10 protein-coding genes and 1 pseudogene are annotated in these 11769 nt (G+C 70.9%); 2 read left to right on the top strand and 9 right to left on the bottom strand.

Annotated elements, in window-relative coordinates:
* Window positions 1-34: 34 nt before the first annotated feature.
* The 3 genes from GTY47_RS05965 to GTY47_RS05955 form a co-directional block, all read right to left on the bottom strand.
* Window positions 35-1054, bottom strand: coding sequence for a LacI family DNA-binding transcriptional regulator (locus tag GTY47_RS05965; RefSeq protein ID WP_010037678.1), 1020 nt, complete (start codon window positions 1052-1054; stop codon window positions 35-37).
* Window positions 1055-1168: 114 nt separating this feature from the next.
* Window positions 1169-1945, bottom strand: coding sequence for a carbonic anhydrase (locus GTY47_RS05960; RefSeq protein WP_010037676.1), 777 nt, complete (start codon window positions 1943-1945; stop codon window positions 1169-1171).
* A 156-nt stretch (window positions 1946-2101) separates the two neighbouring features.
* Complete coding sequence (locus GTY47_RS05955) at window positions 2102-2266, bottom strand: hypothetical protein (protein ID WP_158688399.1); 165 nt, start codon at window positions 2264-2266, stop codon at window positions 2102-2104.
* Window positions 2267-2571: 305 nt separating this feature from the next.
* On the opposite strand from GTY47_RS05955, the gene GTY47_RS41805 reads away from it, so the two are divergent.
* Complete coding sequence (locus GTY47_RS41805; protein WP_010037674.1) at window positions 2572-3102, top strand: DUF402 domain-containing protein; 531 nt, start codon at window positions 2572-2574, stop codon at window positions 3100-3102.
* 60 nt (window positions 3103-3162) lie between these two features.
* Here GTY47_RS41805 and GTY47_RS40690 read toward each other — a convergent pair whose 3' ends face one another.
* The 4 genes from GTY47_RS40690 to GTY47_RS05930 form a co-directional block, all read right to left on the bottom strand.
* A complete protein-coding gene (locus GTY47_RS40690; protein ID WP_231911260.1) occupies window positions 3163-3543 on the bottom strand; it encodes a UDP-galactopyranose mutase in 381 nt (126 codons plus the stop codon).
* Window positions 3544-3642: 99 nt separating this feature from the next.
* Window positions 3643-3996 (bottom strand): NAD(P)-binding protein, encoded by a 354-nt coding sequence (locus GTY47_RS40685; RefSeq protein WP_231911199.1) that lies wholly within the window; start codon window positions 3994-3996, stop codon window positions 3643-3645.
* A gap of 23 nt (window positions 3997-4019) precedes the next feature.
* Entirely contained in the window at window positions 4020-5210 is a 1191-nt protein-coding gene (locus GTY47_RS05940; protein ID WP_078602787.1) for an Ig-like domain-containing protein, read from the bottom strand.
* A gap of 846 nt (window positions 5211-6056) precedes the next feature.
* Window positions 6057-7202, bottom strand: coding sequence for an acyltransferase (locus GTY47_RS05930; protein ID WP_010037671.1), 1146 nt, complete (start codon window positions 7200-7202; stop codon window positions 6057-6059).
* Window positions 7203-7821: 619 nt separating this feature from the next.
* On the opposite strand from GTY47_RS05930, the pseudogene GTY47_RS40680 reads away from it, so the two are divergent.
* Window positions 7822-7943 (top strand): annotated as a pseudogene (locus GTY47_RS40680) (IS5/IS1182 family transposase); the annotation flags it as partial.
* 209 nt (window positions 7944-8152) lie between these two features.
* Here the strand turns inward: GTY47_RS40680 and GTY47_RS05925 are convergent.
* On the bottom strand, window positions 8153-9421 hold the full coding sequence (locus GTY47_RS05925; protein WP_029181010.1) for an MFS transporter: 1269 nt from the start codon (window positions 9419-9421) through the stop codon (window positions 8153-8155).
* A gap of 122 nt (window positions 9422-9543) precedes the next feature.
* Entirely contained in the window at window positions 9544-11691 is a 2148-nt protein-coding gene (locus tag GTY47_RS05920) for a glycosyltransferase family 39 protein (protein WP_010037656.1), read from the bottom strand.
* Window positions 11692-11769: the final 78 nt, after the last annotated feature.

Here is an 11769-nt window from a genome sequence, read left to right as displayed (position 1 = left end):
CCCCGCGTCTGCGACGTGATCCAAACGACAGGCCCTAGTCGTCGGCGGGCGGGCGGGTGGAGTCGCGCAGGACGAGGCCGGGGGCGAAGACCCGGGTCTCGTGGACGTGGTCCGCGCGGGCCTCGATCTCGTCGAGCAGCATCTCCACGGCCGCCCGGCCGAGGTCCTCGACCGGCTGCCGGACCGTCGTGAGCGTGGTGGCGCCGAAGGTCGCGATGTCGAGGTCGCCGTAGCCGACCACCTGTACGTCCTCGGGGATGCGCGCGCCCCGGTCGGTCAGCCCGCGGCACAGGCCCGCGGCGAGGAAGTCGTTGGTGCAGAAGACCCCGTCGGGCAGTTCGCCGAGCCCGTGCGCGATCTGTGTGCCGTACGCGACGGTCATCCGCTCGGCGACGACCTGGTCCAGCCGCGCCTCGCGCCGGCTGCGCACGGCCTGCCGGGCGCCCTGGTAGCGGTCGGCGCACTGGCGTATGCCGCGCTCACCGTTGACGACGAGGATGTCGCGTGCCCCGCGGTCGAGGAGGTGCTGTACGGCGATCCGGCCGCCGGCGATGTCGTCGACGGAGGCCGAGCAGCCGTCCCGGTCGGGCATCGCCCGGTCGGCCAGGACGAGCGGGATGCCCCGCTCGCGCAGCCGGGCGAGCCGGCCCGGGTCCGCGCTGAGCGGCACGACGACGACGCCGACGGCCCGCTGCTCTACGAGCATGCTGAAGTAGCCCTGCTCCCGTTCCGGGGCGTCCGCGCTGTGGCAGAGGACGAGGGAGTAGCCGTGGTCGTAGGCCGCGTCCGCGGCGCCCCGGGCGATGCGCGCGTAGAAGGAGTTGGTCACGTCGGGCAGCACCAGGCCGATGGCCGAGGCGCGCCCGGTGCGCAGTCCGGCGGCTCCGGGGTGGGGGACGTAGTCGAGCGCGGCGACGGCCGTGCGGACGCGCTCGGCGGTCTGTGCGGTGACGCGCTCGGGCCGGTTGAGCACGTTCGACACGGTGGACACCGAGACGCCGGCGGCGGCCGCGACGTCCTGGATGCGGGCGGGGCGTGCCGGAATGGCGTCCACCCCCTCGCTGTTGCAGCCGTGCGACCAGGCACGACGGTGGCCTTCATGGGCGCCGCAAGTATAACGTGACCGGGCGTGAACGTTTTTTCCCGCCCGGTCGTCGTTGCCTGCGCATCAGGCGGAGGGCGCGCCGGTGAGGACCTCCACGCGGCCGGTGTCGAGCGAGTAGTAGGCGCTGACGACGGCCAGGTCGCCCTTCTTGACGAGCGGGGCGAGGTCCCTGTTGCTCCGCAGCTCGGCGGCCGTCTGCTTGATGTGGATCCGCACCATGGCGTCGACGGGGTCGGTGTGCTTCGTCCTGGCGGTCTCCCGGTAGGCCGGCCGCAGGGCGTCGGAGATCGCCTGGAGGTTGCCGGGCAGCTTCTTGCCGTCGCGCATCGCCTCGTAAGCCGCCTTGATCGCACCGCAGCGCTGGTGTCCGAGGACCACGATCAGCGGGGTGCCGGTGGTCATCGGCCCGTACTCCACGGAACCGACGACCACCGGTCCCACGACCTGCCCGCCCGTGCGCATCACGAACAGGTCGCCGAGGCCCGTGTCGAAGACGAGCTCCGGCGGGACGCGGGAGTCGATGCAGGAGAGGATGACGCCGTAGGGGTCCTGTGCCTCGGCGACGAACTCCCGCCGCTCCGGGTCACGGTCGGGGTGCTGGAGCTTTCCGTCCACCCAGCGCTTGTTGCCGTCCATCAGGCGTGCGAACGCCGCCCAGGGCGAGTCCGGTCGCGGGCCCGCCGCGGGCGAGGGAGAGGGGGACTTCGCCGCGCCCACAGCCGATGTCTTCCCCGCGTTCGAGGCGTCCGGGTTCGACGAACAGGCGGTGAGCATGGCCGCGGTGGCGGCCAGCCCGCCGGTGAGTATGGCCCTGCGCTGCGGTGTCCTCGCGGTACCCATGTGGCGGTCCCTTTCGGTCTCCGTCCTCCCTGGCGGGAGCGGTGATCCCACTGTCGCGGGAGGCCGGTCAGCGCTCGTACAGCGCTGATGCAGCGCAGGAGAAGTGCTGTTCCAAAACGCGGGGCGTGAGGACTTCGGACGCTGGGTGACCCTTGGTCACAGGGTCACGGTGGTGCGGTGTTCGTAGTCCGGCCCGTGTTCGGCGCAGTGTCCCTCCCCGCGGGGGCAGATCATCGAGTACTCGCTGACCCGGGTCCGGTGCACCCGCCACGGCGCGGGCGGCCGGACCTCCTCCGGGGCGAGGGGGCTCGCCGTGCCCACCGGGGCGCGGGAGTCGGAGCAGAAGACGGCGGCGCCGACGCTGCGGGTGGATCACGGTTACGCGCTGCACGCCGAGCGGATGGGGGCGGGCGGCCGCCTGGTGCGCGTGCCGCACGGGGACATGCACCCGACGGCCCACCCCCAGCTCGCCGTGCAGGTCGACCTGCTGGGCGACGTCTACCGATCGAACCGCGTCCCGGCGACGAGTACTTCCTGGACGGATTCGACCAGGTGGCCACTGCTAGATTGCGGCAGCTGGAGGCGGACACCGCCGACGGCTGGAGTGCGGAAAGGGGCTTTCTCCGGTGACCGGAACAGCCGAGGGAACCGGGTCGCGCATCCGGGTTCAGAAGCGCAAGTGGGCTCTGCCGGGAGGGGACGGGCCGCGGCTCGCGACCGAGTGGGACGCCCGGGTGCTGGGCACCGACGCATTCGGCACCTGGCTGTTCTGCGCCGAGGGCGAGACGCACCGCAGGAGCGACGGCCGGCCGCTGGTGGTGCCCAGCGACGGTGTGCAGCTCATGCCGGCCTCCGGCTGGTGGGCTGCGTGGTGGTGGCGAAAGGAGCACTGGATCGGCGTCGACATCTGCACCCCGCCCGTCCTCGACGCGGCCGGCTGGAGTTACGTCGACCTCGAACTCGACCTGGCCAGGCTCGCGGACGGCACCGTCCTGCTCGTGGACGAGGACGAGTTCGAGCAGGCCATCACCGAGTACCGGCTCCCGTCGGAGGTGATTACCGCGGCCCGTGCCGAGGCGGCCTCGTTGCGGGGCCGGCTGGCCGATGCCGCGGAGCCCGTGGTCGCCGCGGGCTGGCAGTGGCTGCAACTCGTCTGACACGACCGGCCACACCCGCGGACAGCGCCTCGGCCCGTACGACGGTCCGGGGCGGACGCGTCAGCGCTTCCCGAAGTACGGCTGCAGCCGGTTGCGGACGAGGGCCAGCGCCGACGCGATGGCCATGCGCATGTTCAAGTAGGCGTAGGCGCCGAGCCGTCCCCCGAAGAAGACCCCGCGCTCGTTCCGCGCGAGTTTGCGGTACCGAGCCACGACGGCGCGGCCCTGGGCCGTGTTGACCGGGTAGTACGGCTCGTCGCCGGGACCGGCGAAGCGGGAGTACTCCCGGACGATCACCGTCCGGTCCTTCGGGTGGTCACGCTCCGGGTGGAAGTGCGGGAACTCGTGGATGCGAGTGAACGGCACCTCCTCGTCGGTGGAGTTCATCACCGCCGTGCCCTGGAAGTCGCCGACCCCCAGTAGCTCCTGCTCGAAGTCCAGGATCCGCCACCCGAGCCGGCCCTCGCAGTACCCGAAGTACCGGTCGAGACGGCCGGTCTCGGCGGGCGGCTCTAGCGGACTCCTCCGCGAGTCCGCAGATCATCGCCCTCGCCTCCTCGGGGCCAGGCGGCGGCCGGCGTGGGCGCAGATCGTGCCGAGGTTCACGGACAGCGAGTAGACCGCCCCGCCCGCGGTGGCCCACACCGTGTGGCGGTAGGACGTGAACTCCGTGAACCGGTTCACGTACTGCCAGACCTGTTCGTTGGAGGTGTGGAAGACGTGCGAACCATGGCGGTGCACCTCGATGCCCGTCGTCGACTCGCGCTCGGAGCGGGCGTTGCCCCCGAGGTGCGGACGGCGCTCCAGGACGAGCACCCGCTTGCCGAGTCGGGTGGCCGCGCGTTCGCGACGGTCAGACCGTACAGGCCGGATCCGACCACGATCAGGTCGCACGGGGGAAGCTCATGGAAGCGCCCTCACCGGGTGGCGTCGGGGGTGCTCCACCGGGCCCAGGACAGGTTCCAGTCCCCGTCCCCGTTGTCGAGCGCCACCGGCTTGGACGGATTGATGACCTGGACCAGATCTCCCGGCGTCACGGTGGTGTAGAACCACTTCGCGTCGGAGGCGCTCAGGTGGACGCAGCCGTGGGAGTTGTCCACCCGGCCGATGGCCGCGTTGTCCCACGACGCGTCGTGGATGTACGTACCGGTCCACGTCAGGTGGACGTCCCAGAGGACCGGCAGGTCGTAGTAGTCGGGGCTTCCGGGAGTGCAGCTGAGGCCGACGCTGCACGAGGTCATCCGGATCTTCGCCTCCTTGTCCAGCACCACCAGGTAGCCGCCCCAGGTCCGGTAGTGCGCCCCGCCGCTCGATATCGGGAGTTTCCGGAGCAGTCGGCTACCTCGGTAGACCGCCATGCTCTGGGTGCCGGGATCGACGACGGCGTGCACGTCGGAGTCGACCGTGAAGGTGTGGGTGTAGTCGCCGGTCGCCCACAGGCCCTTCCCGGCGTTCACGCCATCGAGGTCGCCCGTCACGGTGATCTTGTCCCCCAGCGGCCAGTACGTTCGGGGACGGTAGTCGACACGCCGGTCGGTCACCCAGTGCCAGGCACCGGTGACGTGGTGGGTGTCGGTCACGGACAGTGCCTTCTGCAGGGCGGCCTCGTCGGTCACGGGCTTGGTGAAGACGACGACGACCGGCTGGGCGTCGCCCACCTGGGCCCCTGTGGCCGGGGTGATGGACTGCGCCGTGACGGTGCCGGACGGATCGATCGTCTCGATGTTCAGGCGCTTGGTCACCGATGTGCCGGCCGAGCCGGTGGCCGTCGCGGTGACCGTGTAGCGGGCGTCGAGACCGAGCGGGTGCGTCGGTCGCCACGTCCCGGTCGCCGTGTCGAGGGTGCCGTCGACAAGGGACCCGTTCGGGCGGGTGACCGCGACCTTGGTCAGTTTCGCGTGGGTGGCCGCGCAGTGAATGGGCTGATCCGGCTCGGCTCGGCCGGACGCGTCGCTGACCGGCTTGATCGTGATGTCGCCTGGCCGGGGCGACGCCGACGAGTTCGCGCTCGCTCCGCACCCGACCAGGGCGAGCACCGAGACCACCGCGAAGGCGGCAAGATACGCCATCTCCTTCATGGGCCGGCGTTTTTCCGGCGCCCGCCTCATTGTCGTCACGGAGTCTCCTCGTCGGCCGGCGTGTACGGCGTCACCCGTCAGCCTAGGGACCAACTGAACGCTCCCAGAAGGAAGCTGCCAAACCTTGACCCTTGAAAGGGACGCATCTGAGAAGTACCGCAACGATTCCCTACCAAGGACTTATGGCAATTTCACGCGGAAGGCGCGTAATAAGGAATCAAGGCAAGTCCAGGGGGGTTCAAGCATGATGGCTGTCGTATCTCGCGTCGGTCGCCCCAGACCATTCGGCAGGTTGGCCGCCGGTGCCCCGGCGCCGCAGCCGCGGTGCTCTTCGGTATCGCCCGCTCCGTCTTCCGTTGCGTACCGCGTTCGACCGGCTCGTACACCGGCGCCCGCTGCCCTGGTGGCTGCGCCGTCTCCTCACCCCGGGTGTGCGGCCTCGGCCTCAGCGCGGTCATGGTGCTCGCGGCCGTGGGAGGTGTCCTCCTGGCAGCCACACCCGGGGTGGCCGACGCGGAGGCCCGGGTGCGCGCGCAACCCGTCGCCCACGCAGTGAGCGACACCGACGCCCCCACGCCCCCGAAGGTCGCCGCGGCGCTGGTGGCCACAGAGGACGCGCGTTTGCTGGCACAACCCCGGCATCGACCCTGTCGGTGTGCTGCGCGCCCTGGTGGAGTGGGCACGCGGCCACGGAGGCGACGCAGGAGGAGCCACCCTCGTGCAGCAACTCGCGAGGATGCTCTACACCTACGGGCAACGCACCCGCCGCGACCAGCTGGAGCAGGTCGCGCTGGCCGTCAAGCTCGCTCACGCCTATCCCAAGAGCGAGATCCTGCGGATGTACCTGTCGACCTGTCTCTTATACACATCGGCGGTTCAGTCGGCCGGCCCGACGCCGGAGTCTCCCGCTGTGAAACGGGTGCCGCGCAGCAGCAGTCGTCTGGCAGGGCATTCCACACCCTCGTACAAGGCCCAGGACAGCCCCAGCGCCACGGTGAACGCGACGGCCGTGGCGGTCAGCGCCGGCAGCACGCCGAGATGCGGGGATGTGCCGAGCAGGTCGGTGCCCATCCGCAGGACAAGCAGGTGAATCATGTAGAAGGCGAAGGAGAGTTCACCCAGCCGCACCAGCCTTCGGTGCCGCCACAGCGAGGGAAGGCCCCGCAGGTCGGCGACGGCCGCCGCCGGGATGAGCAGGGCGAATCCCATGATGGTGCAGGTTGCGGCCGGGTATCCGCCGGGGACGTGGGGGACGAGGAAGTAGCCGATGATCGCCACCGCGAGCGAGGCCTCCAGGCCGGGCCCGCGCCACCGGCCGAGCAGCACCATACGGGCGACAGCGGCACCGAGGACGAACTCGGGCAGGCGGGCCGCGGGGAAGGAGTAGAGCGGCTGGCCCAGCCAGTGCTGCGCGTCCGCCCAGGCCAGGACCAGCACGGCCAGCACCGACGCCCCGGCCAGGGCGGCGGACCCCCGGGCGCCCATGCGGCGCAGCGGGAGCGCCAGCAGCGGGAAGACGGCGTAGAAGAAGGCCTCGCAGGCCAGCGACCAGCTGACGGGGTCCAGCGTCTGCCACCAAGGGCGCCACCAGGAGTGCAGCAGCAGCACATTGGCCAGTGCCTGGGCCGGCGTGGGCTCCGTCTGACGGGCCAGGGTGAGTCCCATGAGCAGCGCGACCGCGGCGGTGGCGAGGTGGACCGGGTAGATCCGGGCGATGCGCCGCCACCAGAACGCCGGCGCGCGGTCACCGGGCCGTGCGGACCACATCAGGACGAAGCCCGAGAGGATGAAGAAGAACGACACCCCGGTGGCCCCGGCCCCGAACCCCCACGTCGCGATGTGCTGGCCGGTGCCCCCGAAGTAGCCGAGATTGCGTACGTGCAGCCCGAAGACCAGCAGCGCGGCCATCCATCGCAGTCCCGTGAGTGACGGCAGGGAGGGCACCGGAGTCGTGGGGGCGGCCCCGGCCGTGTTCGCTGCGGCGGGCAGGGTCCCGGTCGCCCCGGTCGCGGCCGCCGTCACGTCCCCCGCCGAGGGGTGTGCATATGAGACATGAACGTGAGCCTTGCCCGATCGCCCTCTTTCATTCGGGGCTCGTGGGGAGCATCACATCGGCGTGGCGTGATGTGGGGCGAATCAGGAACCCCGGGCCTCTGATTTCCGGCCATGGCTCGGGCCCACGTTATCCAACAGGAGACCACCCTCCTGTCGAGGGAACGGAATAAGCGGCAAAAGAAGTCGTCAAAAACTCGGCCAGCTTTCGCTGGTGCTGTATTGCCGGCTAGGTGCGCTGTGATGAGCGTTCCCCGGAATCGGCGTACCGGATGCTGAGCCTACCGACGGCGTGAGACACCCGGGGGAGGGCGTCTCAGGCCAGCAGCCCGCCCTCCGGCGCCGCGACCGTCAGGTGGACGCAGTGGGTCCACCTGACGGAGAAGTACGGCAACTGGCGGGGTGTCTACAACCGGCGGCGGATGTGGGCCGTCGATGGCATCCGGGAGCGGGTGTTCACCACGCTGGTGGCCCAAGCCGATGCGGAGGAGGACTTCAACCGGGCGGGCCTCCGTCGACTCCACGAGGCCCACCAGCACGCGGCCGGGGCCTGCAGAGGGCCCCGGCCGGCGAACCGGACGACCACGCCATCGGTCGGTCCCGCGGCGGACTGACCACATGGATCCGCCTCGCTGCCGATGCCCGCTGCATCACCGCCGGACAGGCCGGCGACGCACCTGCCTCACCGACGTCATGGCCCGCCTACGCGTTCCCCATCGGCGAGGACGCCCCACAGCGGAGCCACCGGCTCCGTCGGGGCAGCCGAGGCAGCAGACCCCGGCCTTCGACCGCGAGACCCACAAGCAGCGCAACACCCTCGAGCGGTGCTGGTCCGCCCGGTGATCCGAACAAAACTGCCCGGGGGCCCAGGAGCTTGCGCGGTGGCGGGGCCTCGCCCGGCGTGAGCCGCGTGCTGCCCGTCAGGGCTGGGCCGTGCTCGTCGCCGCCGTGCTCGGGGCCTGCGGACCGCTGCTTCCGAAGCGGATGCCCTTGGCCTCCTTGCCGATCGCGCTCAGCACGATCACCACGGCCAGGGTGGGCACGACGGTCCACGCCATCGCCGACGGGTACCCGTGGCGCTCGGCGAGGGCCTCCTGGATCGGCAGGTTGAGCGCGGCGATCAGGTTGCCGAGCTGGTACGTGACGCCCGGGTAGAAGCCCCTGACGGCGTCCGGGCTCATCTCGGTCAGATGGGCCGGGATGACGCCCCAGGCTCCCTGTACGCACACCTGCATCAGGAAGGACGAGAGCATCAACCAGCCGGTGGTGCTGGACAGGACGAAGAACGGCACCACGACCAGGCCACCCGCCGCCGCGATCATGATCGTGCGGCGGCGGCCCAGCCGCTCGGAGTACGCGCCCAGCACCACACCACCGATGATGGCGCCGATGTTGTAGACCACGGCGATCGCGATCGAGGTGTTCGCCGACAGGCCCAGGCCCTTCTTGACGAAGGTCGGGTAGATGTCCTGGGTGCCGTGCGACATCCAGTTGAACGCGGTCATCAGCGCGACCAGGTAGACGAAGCGCCGCAGCACCGCGGGGTCCTTGAACACCTTGTACGCCGGGGTGCGGTTGAGCTGGACGCTCTTCTCCCACACCTCGCTCTCCTTCACCCGGCTGCGCACCCACAGCGACACCAGGGCGGGCAGCAGGCTGAACGCGAACAGTCCCCGCCAGCCGAATACGGGCTCGACGACGAAGAAGGCCACGGCGGCCAGCAGATAGCCCAGCGAGTAGCCGCTCTGCAGCAGGCCCGACCAGAAGCCGCGCCTGGCGGCCGGGATCTTCTCCATGGCGAGCGCCGCGCCCAGGCCCCACTCGCCGCCCATCCCGATGCCGTACAGCAGCCGCAGCACCAGCAACACGGCGTAGTTGGGGGCGAAGGCACACGCGAAACCTACGACCGAGTAGAAGACGACGTCGACCATGAGCGGTATGCGGCGGCCACGGCGATCCGCCCACATACCGAACAGCAGCGCACCGACCGGCCGCATCACCAGCGTCGCCGTGGTCAGGAAGGCCATATCGGTGAGAGAGACGTGAAAATCGTCGGCTATCTCGCTGTAGACGAGGACTACCAGGAAATAGTCGAACGCGTCCATCATCCAGCCCAAATAGGCGGCGACAAAGGCGTTTCGCTGGTCCTTGGTAAGACCCGTTGCCTGTTCTCTGACGGTCGTCAGCATTACGGCCTCCCGCAGTTCGCAGCCGAGGTTAGGCTCGGACTGCGGAGTGGACAACGGAAAATGAGCAAAGCGCGGTCCAGGATTGGACCAAGTGGCGACGCCGCCTTTTCGATTCGGCCCTGTCAGTCGCCGGGGGCGCAGCGGTACAGCGTCGGGGCCGTGGCGGAGTCCGTGCCGCCGTAGGCGGAGGCCGGCACGCGCGTGCAGGCGGACTGGACCCAGTCGGTGATCCGGTCGGCGTCCGTCGTCCCCTTGCCACCGCCGAACACGGCGCGCGTGCCTCGGCCGCCGCCCAGCAGTACGAACCGGAGCTTGCCGGCGTCGACCAGGTGCCGGAACCCCGCCTCGGTCGGGAAGGGCACGCTGCCGCTGAAGCCGCCGAGCGGCAGGACGTGAGCGCCGGTGGCGAGGATGTACGGGGAGGCGGTGCTCCAGCTGGTGGTGGCGAAGACGTATGCGGCCGAGTCCTGGCGCGCGGTGGTGTAGTCGAGCAACTCGCGCTGGGACGCGGTGAGTCGGCCGTTCAGGCCGAACCCGCCGAACCCGCCGAACCCGCCGGTGCCACGCGTGCCACCCGTGCCGGGCATGCCGCCGAAGCCGTCCGTGCCCCCACGGGTGGCCTGGTGGTCGGCGGTCGCCCTGTTGCCGAACGTCGCCTGATAGCCGCGCCCCGTCCCGCCGCCCCAGGGCAGTCGGCCCGTCCGCACCGCCGCCGACCGCACCAGGCCCTGCCCGCCGCTCCTGCCGGAGGGACCGACCGAGCCCATACCGGTGCTGCCGTAGGCGGGGTTGAAGACCTGCACGGCCCACGCGCTCGGCGCGATCAGGACCGCCGCGAGGGACGCCGCGAGCCCGGCGAGGGCGAGCCGCCCCACGGTCGGAGCGCGTCCGGGACGGGCCCGCGCCAACAGGACGAGGGCGGCGAGACCGAGCACACCCACCGCGGGCGCCAGCCACGGCAGGAACGACGGGAACGCGGCGGCGAGATACGCACTCCACGCCGCCGTGGCGGCCACCGCGCCGGGCAGCACCCAGGCACGGCGGCCGCCTGCCCGGTAGGCGCCCCACAGCAGTGCGATCCCAGCACCGGTGAGCGCGGCGAGCGGTACCGCGACGATGCCCATGTAGTACGTGTGGCCGCCGACGCTGCCCGCGCTGAAGACAAGGAAGTACGTGGCCAGCCAGGTGCCCCACAGGACGAATCCGGAGCGGATCCGGTCGGTGCGCGGTGTGCCCCGGCGCCAGAGCAGTCCGCACACGACGGCGACGGCGGCGATCGGGTAGAGCCAGCCGGTCTGCGAGGCGAGCGACGCGCCGAACATCTTCGACCAGCCGTCCTGGCCACCGCCCCATCCGCCGCGACCGCCACCCTCACCGGCCCGCTGCGCTCCGGCCCATGCCTTCGGGACGTCGGACCTGCCGCCGTGGTCCTCACGGTCTCCGCTGCCGCCGTACCGGCCGCCGCCGCTGCCCGCCCCTCCGGCTCCCCCTCCTTGCGTCGCGCTCACGCTGCCCGTGGAGGCCGCGCTGATGCCGAGCGAGGAGAACCGGTTCAGGAAGTTGTAGCCGACCACCATGCTGACCGCGGAGTTGTCGGTGGTGCCGTCCACATAGGGCCGGTCCTGGGCCGGGGTCAGGGTGACCGCGAGGATCCAGGACGCCGAGACGGCGGTCATGACCAGGGTGGACACGCCGAGGTGCACCAGCCGCCTGCGCAGCGGGAGCGGCGCCGACAGGAGGTGGACCAGGGCGAGCGCGGGCAGCACCGCCCACGCCTCCAGCATCTTGGCCTGGAAGCCGAGGCCCACCCACACACCGGCGAGCAGCAGCGGGCGCAGCCGGCCGCTCTGGGCGGCGCGTTGGGTGGCGTCGGCCGCCAGCAGCATGCAGAGGGTGAAGGCGGGGTCCTCGACCGCGGTGCGGAAGAGCCCCACGGCCACCGGCGTCAGCAGGAACGCCGTGGCGGCGACCAGTGCCGCGTTGACACCGGCCCAGCGGCGCACCGCCCGATACAGCACCAGCACGCTCGCCACGCCCTCGAGGACCTGGGGCAGGGTCAGTGCCCACGGGTGGAACCCGAAGATCCGGGCCGAGAGCGCCTGGGGCCACAGGAATCCCGGCAATTTGTCGAGCGTGATGGAGTTTCCGGGGTCGAATGAGCCGTAGAAAAAGGCCTTCCAGCTCTCGGTCATGCTGCGGACGGCGTTCGCGTAGAAGGTGTGGTACTCGCTGTGGTTGATCCCCCATGCGTAGAGCACGGCGGCGAGCACGGTGACGACGATCAGCGCTGGGCGTGCATAACCGGGTTCACCCTCAGGGGATCTCCAGGGAGGGCGACGTCCGGTACC

It is taken from the genome of Streptomyces sp. SID5464, from assembly GCF_009862985.1.
Taxonomy (GTDB): Bacteria; Actinomycetota; Actinomycetes; order Streptomycetales; family Streptomycetaceae; genus Streptomyces; species Streptomyces chartreusis_D.
This window is presented reverse-complemented; position numbering and strand designations above follow the sequence as displayed.